Source organism: Schaalia georgiae DSM 6843, assembly GCF_000429245.1.
Classification (GTDB): Bacteria; Actinomycetota; Actinomycetes; order Actinomycetales; family Actinomycetaceae; genus Pauljensenia; species Pauljensenia georgiae.
In genome coordinates, this window is sequence record NZ_KE386870.1 from 65042 (window position 1) to 90772 (window position 25731).

The window sequence follows — 25731 nt, forward strand, 5'->3', positions numbered from 1 at the left end:
CGCCCTTTGGCCTGCTGTCCTGAGCCGGGCCTGGCCCACCACAGGGCACGGGGCGCGTTCATGCCCGTTACCGCTGATAGCAGGCTGTTCCTGCCTCCTGCGGGAAAGGCCCCCTCGCACCGCGCTGGGCCCGGCCCGGGCCCAGCGCGGACACTAAGGGAACTCACGCCGGACGTTGAGGATTCGTGCAGACTCCTATGATGTTGTGGGAGCAACACGCGACGAGCCCCTCGAAAGGAACCCAGTGGAACCAATGACCGCCTCATTCGTCCCGGCGAGCCCGGACCTGATCTGGATGGTGTTCATCCAGCAGGTGCTCGTCCTCATCGCGTGGGTCATCGGCCTCGTCGTGCGCCGTGTGCTGAAGAACCGCATGACCATGTCGACGGCGTCGGCGACCCTGACCGGACTGGCCGGGCTGTGGGGCGGCCTGGTCATCGCGGGATGGATCTTCGATTCGGGCGACTTGTGGAAGCCGGGGATGATCGGGTTCGCCGCCGTGGTCGCAGTGCTCGTCGTCAGCGCGGTGGCTGTGGTCCTCGCCCGCCTCAACCCGCGCCAGGGCCTGCCCTCGATCAGCGAGACCGCCGCGCTGGGGGAGTCGGAGACCCGCGAGTTCAAGTCCTCGGCCCGTTGGAACGTGCGCACCGGGAAGCGCGACGAGGCGATGGAGACGGTCATCGCGAAAACGGTGTCGGCCTTCCTCAACTCCGGAGGGGGCACGCTGCTGATCGGCGTGGACGACGAGGGGCGCCTCATCGGCCTCGACGACGACTACGCGACGCTGAAGAGCCCGGACGCGGACCGCTTCGAACTGTGGATGCGCGGAATGTGGGGCCAGCGCCTGGGAACCAACGCCGCGGCCCTGCCGATCCTGGATTTCGCCTCGGCGCCCTCGGGCGGCGAGGTGTGCCGGGTGACCATCCCTCCCTCGCCCCGCCCTGTGTACCTGCTGGGCCCGAAGGGGAAGGGCGCTCCCGAACTGTGGGTGCGCGTCGGCAACTCGACGCGGCGCCTCGAGGTCTCCGACGCGGTCCTCTACGTGTCGCAGCGGTGGCCCGAGGCGGTGCGCGTCTCCTTCTGGACCCGGCTGCGCATGTACTTCGTCCTGCGCAACCGCGAGCGGCCGGCGCATCTGCCCCGCGCGGTGGAGAAGGCGTTGCGGGGCTAGGGCGCCGGTGTTTGCCCGCTGCTGTTCTCGGTCTGGTGGGAGGAGGCACTGCGGGGCTAGGGCGGCGTTGCTTCCCGCTGCTGGTCCTGGTCTGCTTGGAGGAGGCACTGCCCGGCCAGCGCGCCGGTAGACTGGACGGCGGACACTGATGAGAGGAGTGCGAAGGCATGCGACTGCGCAAGACCCTGCCGGAGGACATCGAAGAGATCATCGCGTCGGGAGACCTCGGCGCCGTAGCGCGGGCGGTGGAGGGCTGCGAGGTCGGCGCCTCCCTGCCGGGCCGTGCGTATGAACCCCGCCTCATGCACTTCCCCGCCTCGCAGGAGATCACAGCGTTCCTGTTGGAGCGCGGCGAGGACATCAATTCCCGGGACGGCTACGGGCACACCCCGGTGCACTCGCGCGTCATGAGCAGGCGCGTCGACCAGATCCCCTACCTCGTCTCACGCGGCGCCGACATCAACGCCCGGGACCGAGAGGACTGCACACCGCTCTTCAACGCCGTCAGAATGCTGGGGGCCGACGATGTCGAGCGCATGATCTCCTGGGGCGCGGACGCCCGAGCGGTCGCGAAGTCGCGGTTCCGCGGCAAGACGACGCTCACGGAGCACACGCTGGGCGAAGAAGTGCTCTTCGACGCCCCGCGCGCCCTCGAGGTCATCCGCGTTCTCCTCGCCCACGGCGCGCCCACCGGGAAGCGCGAACGCGAGTCCCTGCGCTCGATGGACAGCCTGCGCTGCGCCTTCATCTCGCACGGGCACTCGGACATCCCGGATTCCCGATTCGACGAGGCGGTGGCCGCGCTGGCCCAGCTGTGCGCCCTGTTCGGGGTGGAACAGCGCCAGGCGGTGCCCGCCCCGGTGCTGGGGGAAAGACTGGAGATCGACGAATCCGCCCCGGTCGGCCGTCAGTACGACGACCTGTGGGACAGGCTCGTCCCCGTCAGCGGGCAGTCCGCCTCTTTGCAGGGCGAGGTCATCCGGATCGCGGGGAAAGTCGCCTACGAGGTCTACGACAACGGCTGCGTCAACTGGGGGAGTAGTTTCAACATGCTCCTCGACCAGTTCCTGTCGATCATCACCTCGCGTACGAGCCTGCCGCCGGATGATGTCGAGCGCGCCAGGGCCGCCGTGGACTCGCTGAAAGCGGAGAGCATGGAGACCCAGGCGTGCGACGATCTCATCAGGCTGGCGGTGCGCTGGGTGCGCCTCAACCCTGTGCTGATCGCCACGGACGTCCCAGACGTGGGCCGTTGACGGGCGTCGCCGCGCGGTGGTGCTCGCGCAATTATAAGTCCTACGCTACTAGTATGGTTAGTCTGGGTCAGTGACTTTGAGTAGAGCTGTTGTCTCTAAGGAATCGCGTGTTGGTTCTGATGTGGAGTTTGAATGTGCAGGATCCGTTGAGAGGACTTTCGAAACTGGATTGTTCCAGGTATGACGGAGGCTTTGAATCCGTGGAAGGGTGAGAATTCGTGCCCGCAGATGGGAAAGTGCCCTGATGGACTTAGGTGACGTGTGATTCTATTGACGCTGGACGCCTCGGTCGATCCGCCTTCCAGGCCGCTCGAAACCGGTGGTCTAGCACACCGTCTACACCGTTAAATACAGGGAGCCTGTAAAATGTGAAGAACTATGTTGGGTGGTACCATTCGACTATGGTCGATAGTGTTTCAGTTTTTCGTGACAGTCGTTTTAAGGGGTTTGTGTATAAATATGGGATGCAGTCTGTTTTAATACTAGCGATAATGATTCTGTTTTCTTGTTTTACTTGTCAGCTGTCGCGTCGTATGGGTGATGGGTTTGATGGTAATTTGGTTCTATTTTTGGTGCGGGCGCTAATGCTGCCTACCGTGGCTCTGTTGATAGGGTTTCTATTTGATGGCGGTCGAATGGGGGGAATTGTTGGCGTTCAGTTAGTTTGTGTTGCCACATTTGCTCTGGCTCTTTGTGTAGCATATTATGTTATTGCGAGCGATGCGCCGATTGCATTTTCTTCTGCGAATGGATTGGAGGGTGTTGTGTCGCTATATGAGGCCCGGTATGTTAATATTCTTTGTGTTCTGGGTCTTTCAGTGCAGTTGTTTGTTGTTTGTTTCGAGAATATGTATCAGAGTGCGAAGATGGCTGTTGGCGGTGTGTTGGCGGTGGTATCTCTTCTGTTGCCTCGTCTTCTTGAATCTTACGAGTTTGCGCAGGCGATTCGTCTTGATCGGAGCGATGAGGAATATAAGTTTGTAGCGCACGCTTCTGAACTTTCTCTTTCTGCTGCGTTGTCGTTATCGGTTGTGTTTGTGCTGGCGGCTATTCTACCGTCTTGGGGAGTGAATGTTCGCAGGTGGATTGATAGTAGGGTTTAGCTGGGTTAAGAGTGTTTTTGTGATCATTCTTCTAGTTCTTCTAATGAGGTTGATATAGTGTCGCGATTCGTGATCTTCTAAGGATCTTGCGCGCAATGTTGTTCGCTCTGCGGCTTTTTGTTCCCACTGTAGTCGGTGAGCTTGTGGCTACTGTCTGCCTGTTGGTGGAGGGTCTCTTTTTCGGCGTTGATGATCGCCCCATTCTCTGGTGTCCCGTCCAAAGTGCAGGCCGCTTAGGGGCTCTTCGCGGTTTTGGGGGTGGGTGAAGTTTGCATAGAGTCGGGGTCTGCCGGATGGTTGAGGTTGCTGCACAACGATCATCTGGGAGGCCCCGGCGCGCGTTACGATACCTTTTCCGCTCCGGACATGGCGACCTATTGCGAACTGGGGGGCTCTGGGGCTGGTGGCGGTGAGCTTGCGCGAGGAGGCGGATAGTTTCGTCGTGAAGTGTCGGGTCGCTGATCCGGTTCCGTGGCGCCCCATGTGCGGGTGCTCTGCCCGCTCACATGGGACGCGCCCCCGCCTGTTGGCCCATGACCCAAAGGGGCGCCGCACCACGGCCCTGTTGGTGCGATGACCTCACCAGGGTGCGCCAGCACGGGCCGAGTTCTCCTGCGGCGCCCTGCGCTGGGCCCTGGTGTCCCTGATCGTAGGCGTTCAGTTGTCTGTGTGTCCTCTTTGGTTTGGAAGGATTGATACGTGGTGGCTGGTGGTGTGGTGGTTCGTGTTGGTGGGTGTGGGTGTGGTGGAGTAGTTGTGTTCCTGTGGGGTGTTGGGCGGTTTGTTCGAGCGGATTGATTCGGGTGGGGCTGGTGATCACTGGGACTGGTGGCCTGCTGCCCGCTTTGCTCGAGGAGTGGCCCCTGGAACGCGGGTTGGCCGCTGAGTTGACCGGTCATCTGGGATTGTGGGAGGGGCCGGGTCGGTTCCGTTGGCGCGTCCCAGCACGGGGAAGCGGGAGTGCGGCCAAGGACTGTCGGCCTCGGAGGTGGGGCCCTCCGGGACCGGTGGCCCCCATGGTGCTGGGCGGGCTCGCTCGGCGCCGCGGAGGGCAGCGCAAGGGGGGGTGGTGCCGGCCCGGGCGGGCCAGGACCGGGGTGATCCATCGGCTTGATCCGCGCGGGGGGGCATGACGGTGCGCGAATTGGCCACCGCCTGGCGTCCACGATCGGTGCGGCCTCTGAGCGCGGGAACGATCCGCGAAGATCACTGACGCGGTGGGCCGGAGCCGTCCAGCGGGCTGTGCGCGCGGGCTTTTGCAGGCCTTCCTTCCCCGTGGTCCACCCCGGGGCGCGATCCGCGCCCATGGCCCCGGGCCCGCTGCCCCCAGACGGTGGCGACGTGGGACAGGGCCCAGGCCGGTTCACGCTGTTCCCTGGGCTTCCCGCCCACAGGGGCGCCGCGTCGTGTCTCCCCCACTGGCGCGGGAGGTGCCCCCTCCACCAACGCTATTGAGTCCGCGAGCGACCAACTGCGCACAGGACATCGGAGGAACCGCGGCCACTAGTTTCCTCCGACGAGGCCGCAGACAAATCTACTGTGGCCAGCAGACCCGCAACAGCGACGAGCGCGCCCAAGAGCGCGACAAGGACCAGGGCGAACCCGCCAGCGAACGCACCGCCCCACCCCGCCCCATACCAAGGCCAACCCACCACCAACCGCAGAACAAGCCCCAGCACGAACCCACCGCCCCCCACCCCGACCGGACCACCCCCCACCTCTAACCCGCACACACAAATAACGACAGACTCACCGCTCCCTGGTCAGGGCAGTGGCCTCCACCACCCACGCCTGCGTTAGACCTCAGCCGCTTCGCAACAGGTCGTTCCCCTCATCAGCGGTCACCAGTGCCTGGTGCTCCACCGGGAACCACTGACAAGGTAACGGGAGGGGCCCCGGGCCATGCGGCCCGGGACCCCTCGCAGCATTACCGCGGGTGGACTCACGAAGCGCTCACCCGCGGCGCCTGCAAAACAGGCGCGCGGTCAACAGTTCACTCGCTGCCCTTGCGGCGGCGGATGCGTTTGCGCGGAGCGCGCCGGGCCGGCGCCTCGGCAGCGCGCGGGGAGTGCTCCCCGCGCCCGCGCCCGCGCGTACCGCGGTCGGAGCGCCCCTGCTTGCCGGGGTGCATAGTCTGGTCCCCGTCCTTCGAGCGCCGGGACCGGGACGAGCGGGACCGGGACGACCCCGCGGAGCGGCCCCTGCCTCGTGGGTCGCGCGACGGGCCGCCCAGGTCCTCCAGGACCTCCGCGGCCAGGCCCGGGCGGGTCCTCTTCGCGCGCGGCAGGCGCCCGGTCGTCCCCTCCGGGATGTCCAGGTCGGTGAACAGGTGAGGGGAGGTGTGGTAGGTCTCCAGGGGCTCGGGCACGCCCAACCCCAGGGCCTTCGAGATCAGCGACCAGCGGGGTGTGTCGTCCCAGTCCACGAAGGTTACAGCTGTGCCCGAGTTGCCCGCGCGGCCGGTGCGGCCGATGCGGTGGATGTAGATCTTCTCGTCCTCGGGGCACTGGTAGTTGATGACGTGGGTGACGTCATCGACGTCGATGCCGCGGGCCGCGACATCGGTGGCCACCAGGACATCCACTTTCCCGTTGCGGAACGCCCGCAGCGCCTGCTCGCGCGCGCCCTGGCCCAGGTCGCCGTGCAGGGAGCCGACAGCGAAGCCGCGCGCCGCAAGGTCCTCGCCGAGGCGGGCGGCGGTGCGCTTGGTGCGGCAGAAGATCACGGCGCGCCCGCGGCCATCGGCTTGCAGGATTCGGGCCAGGACCTCCACCTTGTTCAGCGAGTGGACGCGGTAGACGACCTGTTTGACGGTGTTCACCGTCTGGTGCTGGTCGTCGGGGTCCTGGGCGCGGATGTGGGTGGGGTGCTCCATGAACTTGCGCGCCAGGGCGACGACGGGCCCGGGCATGGTCGCGGAGAAGAGCATGGTGTGGCGGTGGGAGGGGACGCGCGAGAGCAGGGTCTCCACGTCGGGCAGGAAGCCCAGGTCCAGCATCTCGTCGGCCTCGTCCAGGACGACGGTTTCGACGCCGGACAGGTGCAGGTGCCCCTGGCGCAGCAGATCGATGAGGCGCCCGGGGGTGCCCACGACCACGTCCGCCCCCTTCTTGAGGGCGGAGATCTGCGGTTCGAAGGCGACGCCGCCGTAGATCTCCACGATGCGGGTCGACAGGTACTTCGCTGCGGCGCGCAGATCCGAGGCGACCTGCTTGGACAGCTCGCGGGTGGGCAGGACGATGAGGGCCTGCGGGTTGTTCGGGTTGAGCAGGTCGTCGAAGCCGGGCTCGTCGGGGGCGATGACGTCCTCGAGGACGGGGATGCCGAAGCCGAGGGTTTTGCCGGTGCCGGTCTTGGCCTGGCCGATGATGTCGTGGCGGTCCAGGGCGGGGCCCAGCGTGAGCGCCTGGATGGGGAAGGGGTGGGTGATGCCCTGGTCCTCCAGGGCGTCGACTATGGGGTCGGTGACCCCGAAGTCGGCGAAGGACTTGCGCGAGAAGTCCTCGTCGCCGCGTTCGGAGATGTCGGGGGTGGCCTCGGGGACCTCGGGCGCGGCGGGGACGATGTTCCCCAGGCGCACGACGCCCGCTGAGTAGTGGTCCGAGGCGGGGGCCGGGTTGGTGGGCGCCTTTGCTTCGTCGGTGCCCTGGGTGTTCGTGGAAGTCACGATCTGCCTTGTCTCCCGGCAGCGCCGGGGTAGGGGTGGCAGCCGATCGCGCATTGTCAATGCCGGGCGGGCAGTGCCGCGGCGCGCGTTCTCGTTCGTTTCAAGCGACCGGTCAGCCATGGTCGTCATTGATTTTACCGGGTACGCATAGGATCGGGCTGGAGGCGCTGGTCACAGGCGGTGCGCGTGGGCGGCGCCGCGGCGCGCGATGCTCGGGCGGCGACTGGCGCGAACCCGCTGGTCGGCGCCCTCCGCCAGGCCCCGGCGGCGGGCGCGAGGGGGGAGTGAGGAGTCGGGCGCTCCGCGCGGGTGGGCGGCGGAGGGCGCGCGGACTATCCTGGGGGAATGGCACACGAATACGAACCCGTGTCGGAAACCGACGCAGACGTCATCGGCCTTCTGGCCTTCTCCGCGCTGGCGATCATGACCAGGCTCGCCAAGGACGGCGACCAGGCTCCCAGCATCGAGGCGCACATCACGCACGCGCGCATGAGCGCGAAGGCCTTCGGGCTCTTCGAGCAACTGGAGGTGTGGAGCGCCCACCGCGGCGTCGACCTGGAGGCGGCGGCGGGCCAGTACTCGGGGCTCTACGACGACCTCGACGCGCGCACCCGCCCGTCCACCTGGTCGGAGCGCTCGGTGAAGACCTTCGTGACGGTGGGCATCATCGGGGACATGCTGCTGCGGATCTCGCAGATCCACGGGCTCTTCCAGGACCGCGAGGAGATGTGGCCCTTCGAGCAGGAGCAGTGGGTGCGCGAGCACCTGGCGCCCCAGATCGAAGAGGATCCGCAGCTGGCGGCCCGCTTGTCGCTGTGGTCCCGGCGCGTCGCCGGGGAAGTGCTGGGCCTGGTGCGCGCGACGCTGTTCACCCACCCGGACTTGTCGGGCAGCCCCGAGGCGTCGGACGAGATCGCCGCGTACATCACGAAGCGGCACGGGGAGCGCCTGGCGGGCATCCACTTGAAGGCGTAGCGGGACCAGGCCCCGTTCACACCGGCGGGGGCCGCCGCCCGGGTCAGCTCACCGCGAAGCCCACGCGCCGGTCGGACTTGCGCGCGATCTGCACGTAGGCGACGGCCGCGGCGGGCACCAGGACGCGGTCCCCCTTCACGTCGGTGAGGGAGACGACGCCGCCCGAGGCGATCGCCTGCTCGATGGTGCGCACCAGGGCCGCCTCGTCGATGTCGATCTCGAGGGGCAGCTCGCGGGCGGAGTCTCTCACGCCGATCACAATGTTCATCAGGGGCCTCCTGGTCGCGTTTCGCTATCGGCCCCATCGTATGCGCCGCAGACGCGCATGGCGTCTGCCAGTATTCAGTCATGAGCGAAATCGATGTCAGGCTGCGCCCGCGCCCCCGGGGATGGGCCCGCCTGCCCGCCCTCGACCGCGCGCAGGCCGCCGTCGTGGAGGCGGCGCGCCACCGTGATGTCATCGCGCGGGGCGCCCCCTCCTCAGGGCGCACCACCGTCGCGCTCGCGGTCCTGGCCGGGGCCGTGGCCGACGGACGCAGCGCCGTCCTGCTGGTGCCCGACCGCGCCCGCGCCGACCACCTGGCCCCGCGCGCGCAGGTCCTGGCGCCCAACGCTGTCCGCCCGGTGCGCACCCCCGCCTCCTTCGCATACCAGGTCGTCTCCACATGGCGCACCCGGAGGCGCTCCCCGCTGGGCGCCGTGGAACTGGTGACCGGCTCGGCCCAGGACCAGGCGATCGCGCGCCTCATCGAGTCGGTGCCCGCCCCTTGGCCCGAGCAGATCCCCGCCCAGATGCGGGCGATGCCCGCCTTCCGCGCGGAGCTGCGCAACCTGTTCGCCCGGGCCGGGGAGGCGGGGATGGACGGCGAGGCCCTCATCGCCGCGGGCGAGCGCTTCGAGCAGGGGCAGTGGGTGGCCGCCGGGCACCTGCTGCGCGCACTGCTCGACGCCTCCCTCACCGGCCCCGAGTGCCCCGGCGCCCTGCGCGTCGACCTCTCCCGCATCCAGGCCCTCGCCGCAGACCTGGTGGGCTCGTGGGAGCACGACGGGGAGGCTGCGGGCGTGAGCGCGCCCCCGCCCGTGCCCGACGTGGTCGTGGTCGACGACCTGCAGGACTGCACGCCCTCGACGATCACGCTTCTGCGCGCCTGCCGCGCGGCGGGCGCCAGGGTCGTCGCCCTGTCCGACTCCGATGTCGCGGTCGCCGGATACCGGGGCGGGGAGCCGCACCTGGACCTGCGCCTCGCCTCGGCGCTGGGCGTGGGCATCGACGAGCTCGACCGTGTCCATGGTCCCTCGCCCCGGATCAGGGCCCTGGTAGCCGACGCCGCCTCGCGCGTCACCCAGTCGGGGCCCTCCGCGCGACGGCGGGCCGGGGCCGACGGCGACGACGCGGAGCGCCCCCTGCGCACGCACCTGGCGGCCACGCCCGCGCAGATGGGCGCCCTCATCGCCCGGGAACTGCGCGCCCACCGCCTCCACGACGCCGTGGCGTGGTCGGGCCAGGTCGTCATCGTGCGCTCGGCGTCGATGGTGGACGAGATGCGCCGCCACCTGTCGCGCGGGGGCGTTCCCGTGGCGGGCGGGGGCCGCGCCTTCGACTTCGCCGCCCAACCGGTGACCCGCCTCATGCTCGACCTGCTGGTGGTGCCCCGGGGCGGGTCCACCGCGGAAGGGGCGGTGCGCGCGGGAGTGGCCAAGCGGCTCCTCGCCTCGGCCCTGGTGGGGGCTGACATGCTGGCCGTGCACCGCCTGCTGCGCGGACTCGCGGAGCAGCGGCCCGATGGGGCCGAGGCGGGGGGCCGCGCGACAGACGACGGGCGGCGGAAACCCACTGCGGGGGCCGAGGCGGGGGAGCCCGCTCCGCCGTGCTCCTCCGGGCCCCCGGACACCGCCGACCTGATCGCCGACCCGGCCTTGTGGGGCCCCCTGCTGCGGGACGCGGCGGGCTGGAAGGGCAGGCGCGCGGCAGCGGCAGCGGAACTCGCCGACGCGCTCGGCAGGGCGGGCGCCGTGTGGGAGGCCGCGGGCGCTGGCGGGACGAGGCGCCCCCAGGAAGCGCTGTGGGCGATGTGGAGCGCCGCAGGCGTCGCCGACCAGTGGCGCTCGCGGGCGATGGCCGACGACGCGGAGTCCGGGTGGTACGACGACCAATTGGACGCCGTCGTCGCCCTCATGCGCGTCGCGGACGTGTGGGAGCAGCGCAACCCCGGGGGAGCGGCGGGCCGTTTCGCCGAGGAGCTGTTGGGCGGCTCGGTGCCCATCGACACGATCTCCCGCGTGGGGCAACGGCCCGAGGGCGTCGAGGTGCTCACCCCCGCGCAGGCGGTAGGGCGGCACTGGGACGTGGTCGCCGTCGTCGGCCTGCAGGACGGGGCGTGGCCGAATATGCGGCTGCGCGACCGGATCCTGCGCGCGGACCTGCTGGCCGACGTGGGGGCAGGGCGCACCACCACCGACCCGGAGGGGAACGAGGCGCTCATCGACTCCACCAGGGCGGCCCGCAAATCCGTCCTGGACGAGGAGTACCGCCTGCTGGTGGCGGCCCTGTCGCGCGCCACTCGTTTCATCCACGCGGGCGCGGTGAGGAACGAGCACCAGGCGCCCTCCGCGTTCTTCGACCTGGTGGCCACGCACGCAGGCACCCCAAGGACCGGCGGCGTCGTTCCCCTGGACGAGGTGCCCGCGCCCCTGTCGCTGAGCGGCCACATCGCGGCCCTGCGCCAGGACGCCGCCCGCGAGGACGGGTCGGAGCGGGCCGCCTCGGCGGTGCGGCTGCTGGCCCTGCTGGCCCGCGAGGGGGTGCGGGCCGCCCATCCGGAGCGGTGGATGGGGGCGGGTGGGACGCCCACCACGGACGCCGCCCTCACGGGCGAGGTGGTGCTCTCCCCCTCGCAGTTCGAGAGCGCCCTCCAGTGCCCCCTGCGGTGGTTCCTCACGACCATCGGCGCCGACGGGCCGGGCACGGCCGCCCAGTCCCTGGGCACCCTGGTCCACGACATCGCCGAGCACCACCCCAACGGCACTCGCGAGCAGCTGCGGGCAGCGTTGGACGAGCGCATCGGGGAACTCGGCTACGACCTCGACACCTGGGCGGGCAGGCGCGACCACGCGCACGCCTACGCCGTCATCGACAACCTGGCCTCCTACATGGAGGGCGTGCCCGGCGCAGTCGATGTCGAGGGGACCGTGGCCGCCAGCGTGGAGGGTGTGACGATCCGCGGCCGGATGGACCGCGTCGAGCACGTCGACGGGGGCGTGCGCGTCACGGACATCAAGACCGGGCGCTACGGGTACACGGCGAAGAATGTGCCCGACAACCCGCAGCTGGCGGCCTATCAGATGGCACTGCTCGCATTGGGGGAGCCGGTGGTCGGCGGGCGCATCGCCCTGGTCGGCGGCGACAAGGAACGGGTGTTCGACCAGCCCGCTCTGCGCGGCGAGGACCTCGACGAGTGGCGCGCGGCGGTGCGCCGGGTCGGGGAGGCGGCGCGCGGCCCCTCCTTCCGGGCGACCCCCTCCGAGGCGGCGTGCCGTTTCTGCTCCTTCGACAGGCTGTGCCCGGCGCGCGACCGCGGCAGGAAGACGGTGGATTGACATGAGCAGCGCGAATGGGCGCCAGGACCTGCCCGCCCTGGGAATCCAGGACCTGTCGGCACTGGGCATCCAGGCCCTCGTCGACCCGGCGAAGACCCCCACCGACGAACAGGTGCGGGTCATCGAGGCGCCGCGCCGCCCCCTCCTGGTGGTGGCGGGCGCGGGCTCGGGCAAAACCGAGACGATGTCGATGCGGGTCCTGTGGCTGGTGGCCAACCACGAGGACATCGCCCCCTCGTCGGTTCTGGGCCTGACCTTCACGCGCAAGGCCGCGGGCGAGCTGGGCGACAGGCTGCGCCAGAGGCTCGCCCTGCTGGCCAGGCGGGTCCCCCCACTGCGCGAGCGCCTCGACGAGGACCCCGTGTCCCTCACATACAACTCCTTCGCCGAGCGCATCGTCGCCGAGCACGGCATGAGGATCGGCATCGACCCGGACTTCACGATGCTCACCGAGGCGGGGGCCGTGGACCTCATGACGCAGATCGTCGAGGGGTGGCCCACGGACCTCGACGAGGACCTGTCGCCGTCGGCGGTGGTGGGGCACTGCCTGCACCTGGCGGGCGAGGTCGGCGAGCACGGGTACACGGTGGAGGAGGCGCGGGACGCCCTGGAGGAGTTCGGGCGGGACCTGGAGCAGATCGGCGCCACGAACGACACGGCGCGCAAGACCCTGCGGGCGAACGCGCGGCGCCTCGCCTACCTGGGGCCCGTCGAGGAGTTCCAGCGCCGCAAGCGCGAGGGGGGCCTGCTGGACTTCTCCGACCAACTGGTGCTCGCCACCCGCATCGTCCGCAGTGCCCCGGCCGTGCGCGCCCAGGTGCGCGACGAGTTCCAGGCGGTGCTCCTCGACGAGTTCCAGGACACCTCCGTCATCCAGATGGAGTTGCTGTCCCTGCTCTTCCACGACCACGCCGTCACGGCAGTGGGCGACCCGAACCAGGCGATCTACGGGTGGAGGGGCGCGTCGGCCTCGTCCCTGGAGCGATTCCTCGACCGCTTCCAGGACGGCCCCGCCCGGCCGGGCCAGACCCTCACCCTGTCGACCGCGTGGCGCAACGACCGGAACATCCTGCGGGCCGCGAACCGCGTGGCCGCACCCCTGCGCGAGCACTCCCGGGCCGCCAAGTCCCCGGTGCTGCGCGCCAGACCGAGGGCGGGGGAGGGGAGAGTGGACATCGCCTACACGCAGGACTACCGCTCGGCCCTGGGAGCGGTCGTGGACTTCGTGTCCGCCCACAGGGCGCGGGGCACGGGGGAGGGCAAACGGCCCACCACCGCGGTCCTGTGCCGCAGGCGCTCCGACTTCCCCTACGTGGACATGGCCCTGCGGGAGGCGCGCGTGCCCACGCAGATCGTCGGCCTGGGGGGCCTGCTGGACCAGCCGTCCGTGCAGGACGCGCGCGCGGCCCTGGTGCTGGCCGACGACGTGGAGGCCTCGCCGTGGCTGGCAAGGCTGCTGGCGGGCATCGACCTGGGCGCCGCCGACCTGGTGGCGCTGGGGGACTGGGCGCGCCATTTGGCCCGCGAGGAGGGGCGCGACCCCCACCGGGCGGTGCTGCTGGACGCCGTGGACAACCCCCCGGAACCGGGGTGGAGCGCGAGCAGCGGTGCGCGGGGGCGCCCGGCCATCAGCGGGGAGGCGGTGCGCCGCGTGCGGACCCTGGGGTCTCGGCTCCGCGCGGTGCGCGCGGGGGCGGGGCGCTCGGTCGTGGAGCAGGTGGAGCGCGCGGTCTCCATTATGGGGATCCTCGACGACGTGGTCTCCGACCCGCTGGCGGCGGGAGGGAGAGCGGCCCTGGACGCTTTCGTGGACGTGGCAGCCTCCTACGAGGCGGAGGTGCCGGGCGCCTCCCTGTCCTCGTTCCTCGCCTACTTGGACATGGCGGACGAGCGGGAGAACGGACTGGAGGCCCCCGTGTCGGAGCCGGACCCGCAGGCCGTGCAGATCATGACAGTCCACGCCTCCAAGGGCTTGGAATGGGACGGGGTCGTCGTCTTCGCGATGGACGACGGCGTGTTCCCCTCGCATTCGAAGAGGAGGACCGTGGACTGGCGGGACGGTCCGCCCACCGACTCGGGATGGGTGCGCGACGCGAGCGCACTGCCCTACCCGCTGCGCGGCGACCGCATGGACCTGCCGGACTTCGATCTGGACGTGGAGGGCGAGGCGAAGCCGTCCGCTGCTTTCAAGAAGTGGCTGGAGGGCGACTACGAGGCGCGCCTGGGCGAGCACGCGGAGCGCGAGGAGCGGCGCCTGGCGTATGTGGCGATGACGCGGGCGCGCAGCGCGCAACTGCTGGTGGGCTCGTGGATGTACCGCACGGGCGCCTCGCCGCGCCACCCGTCGCGCTACCTCATGGAGGCCCACGCGGAGCTCTTCGCAAGGGCCGGGGCTGGCAGCGGTGCGTCCGGGGAGGGCGGGGCTGTGCCTGGCCCGGGTGACGGCGCGTCCGGCGAGGGCGGGGCTGCGTCTGGCCCGGGTGACGGAGCGTCCGGGACTGGCGGCAGTGCCGCGCCGGGGGCGGGTGGGCCCCTGGTGGTCCCCGGGGTGGGGTCCGCCCTGGTGGTGCCCCGCCCGGATGAGGAAGAGCTAGGGCGCCTGGCGCTCACAGAGGCCGAGGCCGCCTTCCCCGAGGGGCCGGGGCCATCGCGCGCCGCAGTGGCACGCGCCGCCGCCCAGGTCCGCCGCGAGATCGCGTCGATGCGCGCGGACGCGGACGTGTTCGACCTGCTGGCGCAGATGGAAGGGGAGCCGGGGGTGGCGGACACGGTGGCCCTGCTGGAGGAGCACCGCGTGTCCTTGGAGGCTCCGGTGGTCGAGATCTGGCAGGACCGCGTGCCGGCGACCTCCGTGTCGGAGCTGCTGGACGACCCGCAGACTTTCGCGGCGCGGGTGCGGCGCCCCATGCCGGCCGAGCCGTCGGAGTCGTCGGCCCTGGGCACGGTGTTCCACGCGTGGGCGGAGCGGCAGTTGCGCCTGGCGTCGCCCGAACCGGCGGGGGGCGATCCGGCCGCACCGGGGGACGGGCCGGTGGGCTCTCCGCTCCCGGCGGACGAGGCGGGGGGCGACGGGGGCGTGGACGCGTCGCTGGGCGGCGGCCCCCAGGTGGTCGAGGAGGCGGCGCTGGACGAGCGGTCCCGGGCGAAACTGGAGGTGCTGCGGGCGAATTTCACGGAGTTCGTCGCCACGGAGCTGGCGGGCTGCTCCCCGGTCAGTATCGAGGAGCCCTTCAGCGTGGAGGTGGGGGGCGTGTCCGTGCAGGGCCGCATCGACGCCGTCTTCGAGCGCACCCGTGGTGGCGGGCCGCGTTTCGTCGTCATCGACTGGAAGTCCGGCAGGGCCGTTAACCGGCGGACGGATCCCGCGAAGCTGCGCTACTTCACCACCCAGCTGCGCCTGTACCGGCGGGCCTGGTCCCAGCGCGCGGGCGTGCCCGAGTCGGCCGTTGAGGCGCGCGTCGCATTCCTGGCGGGCCCGGCCTCTTTCACGGTGGAGCAACTGGAGGCCCGCTGCGGCGCGGAGCCCGGCGCGTCCTTGGACGACCTGGTGAGGGGCGCGCTCGGATCGGAAGAATAGGGTTACATAGTATATAAAATGGTGGCATGAGTAATAGTTCTGTGGATGTCGGCGCCGATTTTCCGTTGGAAAGCGGTTGGAATCCGGCAGACCGGGAGCTGATTCGAGCGTCGGTGGCGACCCTTGTGCTCGCAACGAAAAGTCCCCTAAACTGGGACGGTGCCCACCGGCCGGAGGGCTCCCTGTTCGGCCACTGGCGATCCGGCATGGAGTTCACGCAGGTCAGCTGCTGTTCGACACGCCGAGGGGTCAGGGGGCACCCAGCACCATCAGGTGCATTGAGGCTGACAAGAAGACGTATCCCCTAGTACGGAGAATGTCGTGTCAGGGGGCACCCAGCACCATCAGGTGCATTGAGGCCACCACGATGTCCGCGGCCAGCGCGGCGCCCGCCCTGTCAGGGGGCACCCAGCACCATCAGGTGCATTGAGGCGTGTTGAACGCAGTGGACGCCGCCCCCATCAATCCGCGTCAGGGGGCACCCAGCACCATCAGGTGCATTGAGGCGCGGTCGTGTTGCCCGGGAGCGTCTTGGGCATGGTGCCAGGGGGCGGAGGTCGACCAGCATCGCGGTGGCGCCTCGTACGGGCGCGCCGTCAGCGCTCCTCCGGTCCTCTTCTGCTGTGAGGTGCGCACACAAGGGTCCCGAATTAGGCAACGCCGTTCGCACACAAGGGTGGAATCAAGCCGTTGTGTGCGATGTCGTGTTGCGTAAATCCGTCCCTTGTGTGCGTAACCGGGAACTGCGTGTCAAAGAGGGCGTGCAGCGCCACCAGATGCATTGAGGCGGCGCCATAACCAACGTTATGGCCTTTATATGGCCCCACTGGGAACAGTCAGGGAGTCCCTGGCGCCGCCAGGTGCCTCAGTTGCCGCGAGGCGTTGCCGGACGGTCCTAGAAAGTCCGGCGTTTTTCACAATGAGAACCCTGCGTTTATCACATTTGAAACCCTGCGTTTTTCGCAGTGGGCCTCTCCCGGCCCGCGACGGAACCGCAGAACTCCAACGCAGAATCACTGACGACGGGCACGATGGCCTCTACCCGAGACCACCGGGGTCCTACTTGATGGCCCGAAGGCTACTGTGAGGACGGTAATAGTCGAATGGTGGGGCTCAACTGCGCGCGGTCATCCGCCTCGGCGGAACGGGCAACCGCGTCCACGATGAGCATCTGCCGAGCGCAAGGACGTGTCCGTGGAGGCGCGGCCGCAGCGGGCACGGGCTCAGCGGGTGAGCAGGGCGGACTCGATGTACGCGCGGGCGGTCTTCGCGTACTCCAACGGGGGAGCGGTCTTCGGGTCCTGCTCGGCCTCGACCAGGATCCACTGGTCGTAGCCGTGGGAGACCAGGAAGTCGTAGGGCTCGGTGAAATCGATAGCTCCGTCGCCGGGCACGGTGAACATCCCGGCCAGGAAGGAGTCCAGGAAGGAGCGCTTCGCCTGGCGGGACTCGGCCAGCTTGTCGGGGCGCACGTCCTTGAAGTGGACGTGCTTGATGCGGTCGATGGCGCCCCGCAGCAGCCCCATGACATCGCCGTCGCCCACGTGGGCGTGGCCCGTGTCGAAAAGCAGGGACACGACGGCGGGGTCGGTGAGCTCCAGCATCTTCAGGGTCTCGTCCTTGGTCTGCACGACCGTGCCGAGGTGGTGGTGGTAGACCAGCTCCAGGCCGTACTCGTGGGCGATGGCGCCCAGGCGGTTGAGGCCCTCGGCCAAGACGTGCCATTGCTCGTCGGTGAGGATGGGCTTGTTGTCGAAGATGCAGATGTCGCGCGCTCCTTGCACGGAGCCGGTCTGCTCGGACACGACAATGCGCGTGGCGCCCAAGTACTGCAGGTATTCGCAGTTGTCCCTGAACGGGGGGATGACGGCGTCGATGCCGTCGCGCACGATGAAGCTGGAGAACCACTGGGCGACGATGGCCAGGCCGTGGGCGTCGGCCTTCTCCTTGACCTCCTCCTTGGGCGGGTACCAGCCGGCGACCTCGGTCCCCGCGTACCCGGTGGCGGCCAGGTCGTCGAACATGACGTCGATGGTGTTCCACTCGCCCACTTCGGGGATGTCGTCGTTGCGCCAAGCGATGGGGTGCATGCCCCAGGTGATGCCGTGGGGGTCGTGGATGGGGGTCGTGGTCATTGCAGCTCTCCTATGAGTCGCGGATTCCGGTGCCCCGCGCACCTTCCGCGGGTGCCCGGCAGTGCTTCTATCCTACCGAGGACAATTGGATTGTTCAGACATTCTGGCGAACTTGTTCGAGGCGGGGGTCGCGGGGTGTGCGCGGGGTGGTGCTCGTTTTAGGTAGGCGCACGCGGATCCGTTTCCCCGGGCCGGGTGCGGGGCAGTGCCCGCGCGTCGAGGGCCGGGCCCCGGGGTCAGAGGGTGACGGCCCGGCCGGTGCGCGCCGACTCGGTGGCCGCCTCGGCCAGGCGCAGCGCCTCGATGGCGTCCGCGATCGAGGTGGGGGGCGTCCTGCCTTCGGCGACGGCGTTGATGAAGGCGGAGAGCTCGAGGCGGTAGGCGTCGGCGTAGCGCTGCAGGAAGAAGTCCAAGTAGGGCTCTGCGGCGTCGGTGGCCTCGCCGTTCGACAGCCGCACGGTCGTGGCGCGCACGTTGTCGGCGTTGAGGGTCCCCGTGGACCCCTGCGCCTCGAGGCGCTGGTCGTAGCCGGCGGAGCACTTGCGGTTGTTGATGATCGTCGCCACGACGCCGTCGGTGTTCCTCAGCGTGACCACGGCCGCGTCGAAGTCCCCGGCCTGGGTGATCCCGGGGTCGAAGTTCTGCCCGAAGGCGTGGACTTCGACGATGTCTCCCAGGAAGAAGCGCGCCATGTCGAAGTCGTGGATCGTCATGTCGCGGAAGATGCCGCCGGAGACCTTCACGTACTCGATGGGAGGGGCAGCGGGGTCGCGGCTGATGATGAGCAGGCTCTCCAGGTCGCCGATGCGCCCGTCGGCCACGGCGGCCCGCAGTGCGGCGAACGACGGGTCGAAGCGCCGGTTGAAGCCGAACATGACGGGCGTGGACACCGCGTCCAGCTCCTCGCGCGCCGCCTCGACATCCTTCATGTCCAGGGCGATCGGCTTCTCGCACAGGACGGCCTTTCCGGCTTTCGCGGCGGCGAGCAGGTGGGGGATGTGCAGGGGAGTGGGGGACCCGATGACGACGGCGTCGATCGAGCCGTCGGTGAAAACGGAGTCGATGTCGGTGGTGTGCCGCGCTCCGTGGACGGCGGCGAGTTTCTCGGCTGCGTCGCCGAAGGGGTCGGCGATGAGGGCGAGGGCTGCGCCGGGGTGGGAGGCGATGGTTCTGGCGTGGACTTGGCCGATGCGGCCGGCGCCGATGACGGCAATATTGAGCATCGTTGCTTTTCCTTCGTTTCGGGGCCCGGAAAGGCCGGTCGGACGTGTCTGGGGAGGGTGGTTGGGCGCATCCGGGGCGGTTGGTTGGACGTGCCCAGGGCGGCTGGTTGGGCGCATCCGGGCCGGTCGGACGTGTCTGGGGAGGGCAGTTGGACGCATCCGGGGCGGTTGGCTGGATGCGCCCGGGGCGGACGGGGCCGCAGTGCCCCGCCCGGGGGTGGGGTCACGGCGCGGGCATCATCACGTCGCGGACCAGGGCGTCGAGGTCGGCGTCGGCCTGCAGGAAGCCGCGCAGCGTCTTGGCTGTGGCGCCGAAGGTGTCGAACTCCAGCGGGGTCATGCCGTCGGGCTCGTAGGCGCGGACGAACTCGGGGATGGACAGCAGGGTCGCCATGATGTCCTCGCGCACGGGGATGTCCATGCGCTGCTGCATCTTGTAGCCCGAGTCGTTGATGAGCTTGGCCCACTTGAAAGGCGGGGAGACGACGACATCGCCGCCGACGAACTCGGACCAGTGCATGACGTTGCGGAACGCCGCAGAGAGCATGCGGGCGCGCAGGCCCCGCTTGTTGAACTCCCGGTAGGCGCGCTTGAAGGCGGCGATTCCCGCCCACTCCAGATGGCCCGGGTCCAGGAAGAGCTTGTCGCGCTTGGCCACGTCCTTGATCCAGTCGTCGAGGCGGCCCACCATGAGGGTGACGACGGGGCCCATCGTGGACACGTCCTTGCCCTCGGCCTCGCGGCGCTTGAGGCCGCGCTCGATGGCCTCGCCGGTGGTGATGGCCTGGGGGACTGAGAAGGAGACAGTGACGTTGACGGAGACGCCGCGGTAGGTGGCCTCCTCGATGGCTTCGACGCCGACGGAGGTGGCGGGGATCTTCACGATGATATTGGGGGCCAGGTTGGAGAACTCCTCGGCCTGGTCGGCCAGGGCCTTGGCGCTGCGGGCCAGGCGGGGGTCCGTCTGCATGGACAGGCGCCCATTGCGCCCGTTCTCGCGTTCGAAAATGGGTTCGAGGAGCTTGGCGGCCTCCAGGGAGAGCTCGCGGACGGCCTGCCATCCGATCTCGGACTCACTGGCCTCGGGCATCTCCTTGGCGAGCTCGGCGATGCGGGGCAGCCAGACCTCGCGGCGCTGGTTGATGCAGGTGAAGGCGATGGTGGGGTTGCAGGTGGCGCCCACGCCGCCGAAGGAGATCGACTGCGCCAGCTCATTGGGATCGGAGGAGTCGTTCCACAGTGCGGTCGGGGTGTTGCGGGCCGCGTCCAGCAGGGGACCGGGGGTGTATTCGATGGGCATTGTGGGAACACTCCTTCGTGTTTGTCCGTCGACGGGTTCGCGTCGTGGTGCCAACTCTAGAGCACGCTCAACATCCTGTCAATCATTTGTCGTAACAAAGGGTGGGTATGGTGTGCGACGAAGTCGACGAGGCGGGCGCCGTCCGCTGCGGGGCTGTCCGGCGGCTCCCGCCTCGGAGTTCTGCCCACCGCCTGTTCGTAGCGATCCACCGGGCTGGGGCCCTTCTATTCGAGTGCGCACACAAGGGCCCTCATTTACGAAACGCGGGTCGCACACAACGGCTTGATTCTGCCGTTCAGTGCGATCGCATGTTGCGTATTTCCGATCCTTGTGTGCGGTACCGGGGAAGGCGCGCTCCGTCGGACCCGGCCGCCCGCCCCGGCGGCGCGCTCCGTCGGACCCGGCCGCCCGCCCCGGCGCGCGGTCAGTTCGAGAAGAGCGTTGTCTCGAAGGAGTACCGTGAGGCGCGGTAGATGTGGTTCCCGTGTTCGACGACGCGCCCCGAGGGGTCGTAGGTGGTGCGGCGCGCGGTGAGCACGGCGGCCCCCCGGCTCTCGTTCAGCAGGCGCGCCTCCTTCGACGAGGCTGTGCGCGCGCCGATGACCTGGTGGGCGGAGGTGAGGACGACGTCGCGGCGGCGCATGAGCTCGTAGAGGGAGTCGTTCTCCAGCTCCTGCATGGTGGGAGTGATATCGGCGGGGAGCAGGTTCGTGAGGATGGCGATCGGCTCGTCGTCGGCGTAGCGGATGCGTTCGATGTGCGCGACGACCTCGCCCTCGCCGACTCCCAGGGCCTTCGCCTCCTCCTGCGTGGCGGCGCGCATCTCGTAGCGGGTGATCGACGTGCTCACGTGGTGCCCCGCGTCCGTCAGGTCGGACAGCAGTGAGGTGAGCTCCATCGGGCGGTGGACGTGGGGAGGGGAGACCAGGGTGCCGACCCCCCTCCTGCGCGTGAGCAATCCGCGGTCGACTAGGCGCTGCAGGGCCTGGCGCGCCGTGGGGCGCGAGACCTGCAACCGCGCGGCCATCGACAGCTCGTCCTCGAGCCTCGTGCCGGCCGGGAGCGTCCCGTCGTTGATGAGGGTGGCGATGGGTTCGGAAATTTGGAAGTACAAAGGAACGGGCGAGGAGCGGTCAAGCTTGATCTGGGGGACGTAGGGGGTGGCGCCCTCCTTGCTGCTGCTCGATGCGGTGCTCATGACGGGTCCTTATGTTGGTGTGCCTGTGCCCATTGATCCTGGGGGTGTGTTGGTATTGTTCCGGTCATTCGGATTCCAATCGTAACAAACGCGTGGTTACGTGGTATTGGAATCGTCCTCATTGGTTCGGACAACATGATAGCCTTCTCAAAATGTTCTGACAAAGGTTGACGCGGGGGGTCCGTATGGTGCATCCTGAAGCCACTGGGCCCAGCGGCCTCCTCGACGAAGCGGAAGGAACACGACGTGTCAATGGAACGCCATCATGTCGATCTCCTGGCCATGGGGCGCTCCGGAGTCGACGTCTACCCCCTCCAAGTCGGCCGCCACCTCGAGGACGTGGAGACCTTCGGGAAGTTCCTCGGAGGATCCCCGACGAACGTCGCGGTCGCGGCCGCCCGCCTCGGGCACAGCGCCGGCGTGGTCACCGGCGTCGGCGACGACCCCTTCGGGCGCTTCGTCACCCGCGAGATGGAGCGCCTCGGGGTCGACTCCGGCCACGTCGTCACCGTCAAGGACTTCCACACGCCCGTCACCTTCTGCGAGCTCTTCCCGCCCGACTCCTTCCCCCTGTACTTCTACCGCGAGCCCAGCGCGCCGGACCTGGAGATCGCCCGCCACCAGATCGACTGGGGCGCCGTCGGGGCCGCCCGCATCTTCTGGTTCACTGTCACGGGGCTGTCCCGCGACTCCTCCCTGGGCATCCACCTCGAGGCCCTCGATGTGCGCTCCCGTGTCTGCTCCGCGTGTCCCGACGGCCTGGCCCCGCCCCTGACCGTCGTCGACCTCGACTACCGCTCCAACCTGTGGAAGAGCGCCGACCAGGCCCGATCGCGCGTCTCCGCCGTCCTGGGGCACGTGGACGTGGCCGTCGGCAACCTCGACGAGTGCGAGATGGCGGTCGGCTGCTCCGACCCGGAGGGGGCGGCGGACGCGCTGCTCGCCAGGGGCGCCCGCATGGCCGTCGTCAAACAGGGCCCCAAGGGCACGCTGGCGAAGACCGCCGAGCAGAGCGTCTTCGTCGAGGCCACCCCCGTGGAGGTCCTCAACGGGCTGGGGGCCGGGGACGCCTTCGGGGGTGCCCTGGTCCACGGCCTCCTGGAGGGGTGGCCCCTCGAGCGCACCATCCGCGTCGCCTCGGCTGCGGGGGCGCTGGTCGCCTCCCGCCTCGAGTGCTCGACCGCGATGCCCACCACCGACGAGCTCCTCGCCTTCGCCGAGGGGACCCACCACTGAACACTCCCGACCACCAGTAGGAGCACCCATGACACTGCCAGACATCTACGTCCCCGCCGGGTCCTCCGCCCACGGGCGCTACACGGTCGACGTCGACCCCGGGCGCGCGGGCTGGGCCTTCTGCGGCCTGCGGGTCCTCGTCCTGGGCCCGGGGGAGTCGGAGACGGTGGACACCGGCGACTCGGAGCTCCTGGTCCTGCCGTTGGCCGGGGCCGCCGCGGTCGCCGTCGATGGCGCCGACTACGCCCTCGAGGGGCGCAAGGGCGTCTTCTCCGGCGTCACCGACTACCTGTACGTGGGCCGCGGCAAGGAGTTCACCATCACCTCCGTCCAGGGGGGCCGTTTCGCCCTGCCCGCGGCCGTGGCCGCGCGCGACCTCCCCGTCGCCCACTACCCCAAGAGCCAGGTGCGCATCGACCTGCGGGGCGCGGGCGACTGCTCGCGCCAGGTCAACAACTACGCCCTCGCCGTCGAAGGGGTCACCACCTCGCACCTGCTGGCCTGCGAGGTCATCACCCCCGGCGGCAACTGGTCCAGCTACCCCGCCCACAAGCACGACACCCACAGCGACGACGAGCGCGAGCTCGAGGAGATCTACTACTTCGAGATCGCCGACGGCCCCGAGGGGTCCAGGGGCTTCGGCCTCCACCGCACCTACGGGACTGCCGAGCGCCCTATCGACCTGTGCTGCGAGGTCCACGACGGCGATGTCGCGCTGGTGCCCCACGGCTACCACGGCCCCTGCGTGGCGGCGCCCGGCTACGACATGTACTACCTCAATGTCATGGCCGGACCGAGCGAGGACCTGGTCTGGCTGGCGCCCGACGACCCCGCCCATCACTGGATCCGCGCCACTTGGGAGGGCCAGCAGGTCGACCCCAGGCTCCCGATGAACAAGTGAGCGCCCCGAACCCGACCCCGCAGAAAGGACCCGACGAATGAGCAACGAGGCCCACGGCGCCACCGTGCGACTCACCGTCGCCCAGGCCACCATCCGTTTCCTCTCCAACCAGTACTCCGAGCGCGACGGCACTGAGCAGCGCCTCATCGCCGGGGCCTTCGGCATCTTCGGGCACGGCAACGTCGCCGGGATCGGCCAGGCGCTGCTGCAGAACGAAGTGGCCCGCGCCGACGGCGAGCAGGAGATGCCCTTCATCATGCCCCGCAACGAGCAGGGCGCCGTCCACGCGGCCGCGGCCTTCGCCAAGACCACGAACCGCCTCCAGACGTACATGTGCACCGCCTCCATCGGCCCCGGCTCCCTCAACATGGTCACCGGAGCGGCCCTGGCCACCACGAACCGGCTGCCCGTCCTGCTCTTCCCCTCCGACCAGTTCGCCACGCGCGTGCCCGACCCCGTGCTCCAGCAGTTGGAGGACCCCACCAGCCTCGACGTGTCCGTCAACGACGCCTTCCGCCCCGTCTCGCGGTTCTTCGACCGCGTCAACCGCCCCGAGCAACTGATCCCCTCGCTGCTGGCCGCGATGCGCGTCCTCACCGACCCCGCCGAGACGGGGGCCGTCACCATCGCCATGCCCCAGGACGTGCAGGCCGAGGCCTTCGACTGGCCCGTCGAGTTCTTCCGCAAGCGCGTGTGGCACGTGCGCCGCCCGCCCGCCGAGCCGGCCGCCCTCGAGCGCGCGGCCGCCCTGATCCGCGCGGCTGAGCGCCCCCTGGTGGTCTCCGGCGGCGGCACCATCTACTCCGGCGCCTCCGAGGAGCTGCGCGCCTTCGCCTCGGCGACCGGGATCCCCGTGGCCGACACGCAGGCGGGCAAGGGCGCCATCAACCACGACCACCCGTGCTCGGTGGGCGGCGTGGGCTCCACCGGCGGCGACTCGGGGAACCACTTGGCCGACAAAGCCGACCTGGTCATCGGCATCGGCACGCGCTACTCCGACTTCACGACCGCCTCGAAGACGCAGTTCAAGAACCCCGGTGTGAAGTTCGTGAACATCAACATCACCCCCTTCGACGCCGCGAAGCAGAGCGCCGAGATGGTGGTCGCCGACGCCCGCGAGGCCCTGACCGCCCTGACAGCGGCGCTCGCCGGCCACCGCGTCGACCAGGCGTACACCGAAGAGATCGCCGCGGAGCGCGAGGCGTGGGCCGCCAGGGTCGACCACTGCTACCACCTGGGCCACGGGCCGCTGCCCGCCCAGACGGAGGTCTTCGGCGCCCTCAACGAGCTATTGGGCGACGAGGACGTGGTCGTCAACGCCGCCGGATCCATGCCCGGCGACCTGCAGGCCCTGTGGCGCGCGCGGACCCCCGTCCAGTACCACGTGGAGTACGCGTTCTCCTGCATGGGGTACGAGGTGCCCGCCGCCCTGGGTGTCAAGCTGGCCAGGCCCCAGTCCGAGGTCGTGTCCATTGTGGGCGACGGCGCCTATCAGATGCTCCCCATGGAGCTGGCGACCGTCGTGCAGGAGGGTGTCAAGGTCATCTACGTCCTGCTGCAGAACTACGGTTTCGCCTCGATTGGCTCGCTCTCGGAGTCGCGCGGCTCGCAGCGCTTCGGCACGAAGTACCGCAAGCGCGCGGGCGGGTCCCACCTGGGCGACGAGGAGCTCATCGGCGTAGATATCGCCGCGAACGCCGCGTCCTGGGGCCTGGAGGTCATCAAGGTCTCCTCGATCGACGAGTTCAAGGATGCCTACCGCGCTGCGGCCGCTTCCGACGTGGCGACTATGATCCACATCGAGACCGACCTGTACGGGCCCAACCCGCCCGGCTCGTCGTGGTGGGACGTGCCGGTCTCGCAGGTCTCGGCCCTGGAGTCCACGCAGCGCGCCTACGAGGAGTACCAGCGCGACCGCGAGCCCCAGAGGCACTACCTCTGAGGCTTGAGTCCCGGCGCCCCTGGCCTTCCTGCCCCGCGACGGGCCCGGGTCGGGGGCGCCTCCGGTTCCCGGGGGAGGGACGGGGGCGTGGGGGCTAGCAGTGTTGGTTCTGTGTTCAGGTCCCCCTCAAAGCGCCTGGGCTCGTGCTCGGTGTGGAGGGCGGCGGTGTCGTCGCCATTGCGCCGGGCCGTTGAGCCGACCAGGGGTTGTCAGTCGGAACCGCTCGTTTTGTGGTATCGGGGTGAGGTGCCCAGGGCGGTGCGGTCGGGGTGGGTGTTGATGATGGTGGGGTCTGTTCCTCTGTAGGTGTAGGTGGGGTCGTTGGTGAACACTGACTCGGTGGCGAGTAGGCCGTCGGCGTAGTCTGCGACGGTTTGGGCGTTGGGTTGGGTTCCGGGGAACTTGTCGAGCAGGGGGTTGGTGTCGGGGTATTGGGTGGGGTCTGTGGTG

General features: G+C 69.4%; 15 protein-coding genes and 1 pseudogene. 9 read left to right on the forward strand and 7 right to left on the reverse strand.

Annotated elements, in window-relative coordinates:
* Window positions 1-253 precede the first annotated feature (253 nt).
* The 3 genes from G447_RS0108890 to G447_RS12295 all read left to right on the forward strand — a co-directional run bounded on the left by G447_RS0108890 (window position 254) and on the right by G447_RS12295 (window position 3530).
* On the forward strand, window positions 254-1171 hold the full coding sequence (locus G447_RS0108890; protein WP_026430785.1) for an AlbA family DNA-binding domain-containing protein: 918 nt from the start codon (window positions 254-256) through the stop codon (window positions 1169-1171).
* A gap of 167 nt (window positions 1172-1338) precedes the next feature.
* Entirely contained in the window at window positions 1339-2427 is a 1089-nt protein-coding gene (locus G447_RS0108895; protein WP_026430786.1) for an ankyrin repeat domain-containing protein, read from the forward strand.
* A 401-nt stretch (window positions 2428-2828) separates the two neighbouring features.
* Entirely contained in the window at window positions 2829-3530 is a 702-nt protein-coding gene (locus tag G447_RS12295) for a hypothetical protein (RefSeq protein WP_131295732.1), read from the forward strand.
* Window positions 3531-5523: 1993 nt separating this feature from the next.
* Here the strand turns inward: G447_RS12295 and G447_RS0108900 are convergent.
* Window positions 5524-7251 carry a DEAD/DEAH box helicase gene (locus G447_RS0108900; protein WP_131295757.1) on the reverse strand — a complete coding sequence of 576 codons (1728 nt, stop codon included), beginning with the start codon at window positions 7249-7251 and terminating at the stop codon, window positions 5524-5526.
* A 291-nt stretch (window positions 7252-7542) separates the two neighbouring features.
* Here G447_RS0108900 and G447_RS0108905 point away from each other — a divergent pair, with 291 nt between their 5' ends.
* Window positions 7543-8172, forward strand: a complete 630-nt coding sequence (locus G447_RS0108905; RefSeq protein WP_026430788.1) for a ferritin-like fold-containing protein — start codon at window positions 7543-7545, stop codon at window positions 8170-8172.
* A gap of 43 nt (window positions 8173-8215) precedes the next feature.
* Here G447_RS0108905 and G447_RS0108910 read toward each other — a convergent pair whose 3' ends face one another.
* Window positions 8216-8440, reverse strand: a complete 225-nt coding sequence (locus tag G447_RS0108910) for a DUF3107 domain-containing protein (RefSeq protein ID WP_026430789.1) — start codon at window positions 8438-8440, stop codon at window positions 8216-8218.
* Between the two features lie 80 nt (window positions 8441-8520).
* Between G447_RS0108910 and G447_RS0108915 the strand changes: the two genes are divergently transcribed.
* Window positions 8521-11769 (forward strand): PD-(D/E)XK nuclease family protein, encoded by a 3249-nt coding sequence (locus G447_RS0108915; RefSeq protein WP_026430790.1) that lies wholly within the window; start codon window positions 8521-8523, stop codon window positions 11767-11769.
* A gap of 1 nt (window position 11770) precedes the next feature.
* Window positions 11771-15346: an ATP-dependent helicase gene (locus G447_RS0108920; RefSeq protein WP_051226303.1), complete on the forward strand. Its 3576-nt coding sequence runs from the start codon at window positions 11771-11773 to the stop codon at window positions 15344-15346.
* A 1223-nt stretch (window positions 15347-16569) separates the two neighbouring features.
* Here G447_RS0108920 and iolE read toward each other — a convergent pair.
* The 4 genes from iolE to G447_RS0108940 form a co-directional block, all read right to left on the reverse strand.
* Window positions 16570-17481, reverse strand: coding sequence for a myo-inosose-2 dehydratase (gene iolE, locus G447_RS0108925; RefSeq protein ID WP_026430792.1), 912 nt, complete (start codon window positions 17479-17481; stop codon window positions 16570-16572).
* A gap of 236 nt (window positions 17482-17717) precedes the next feature.
* Entirely contained in the window at window positions 17718-18704 is a 987-nt protein-coding gene (iolG, locus tag G447_RS0108930; protein ID WP_026430793.1) for an inositol 2-dehydrogenase, read from the reverse strand.
* A gap of 223 nt (window positions 18705-18927) precedes the next feature.
* Window positions 18928-20004 (reverse strand): transaldolase family protein, encoded by a 1077-nt coding sequence (locus G447_RS0108935; protein WP_026430794.1) that lies wholly within the window; start codon window positions 20002-20004, stop codon window positions 18928-18930.
* Window positions 20005-20428: 424 nt separating this feature from the next.
* Complete coding sequence (locus G447_RS0108940) at window positions 20429-21202, reverse strand: GntR family transcriptional regulator (protein ID WP_026430795.1); 774 nt, start codon at window positions 21200-21202, stop codon at window positions 20429-20431.
* Between the two features lie 246 nt (window positions 21203-21448).
* On the opposite strand from G447_RS0108940, the gene iolC reads away from it, so the two are divergent.
* Genes iolC through iolD form a run of 3 tightly spaced genes read left to right on the forward strand, consistent with a single transcriptional unit; the run spans window position 21449 to window position 25281 of the window.
* Window positions 21449-22438: a 5-dehydro-2-deoxygluconokinase gene (gene iolC / locus G447_RS0108945; protein ID WP_005868971.1), complete on the forward strand. Its 990-nt coding sequence runs from the start codon at window positions 21449-21451 to the stop codon at window positions 22436-22438.
* A gap of 28 nt (window positions 22439-22466) precedes the next feature.
* Window positions 22467-23339 (forward strand): 5-deoxy-glucuronate isomerase, encoded by an 873-nt coding sequence (iolB, locus tag G447_RS0108950; protein WP_026430796.1) that lies wholly within the window; start codon window positions 22467-22469, stop codon window positions 23337-23339.
* A 37-nt stretch (window positions 23340-23376) separates the two neighbouring features.
* Window positions 23377-25281 (forward strand): 3D-(3,5/4)-trihydroxycyclohexane-1,2-dione acylhydrolase (decyclizing), encoded by a 1905-nt coding sequence (iolD, locus tag G447_RS0108955; RefSeq protein WP_026430797.1) that lies wholly within the window; start codon window positions 23377-23379, stop codon window positions 25279-25281.
* Between the two features lie 209 nt (window positions 25282-25490).
* On the opposite strand, the pseudogene G447_RS12895 reads toward iolD, so the two are convergent.
* A pseudogene (locus tag G447_RS12895) lies at window positions 25491-25731 on the reverse strand (S8 family peptidase); the annotation flags it as partial.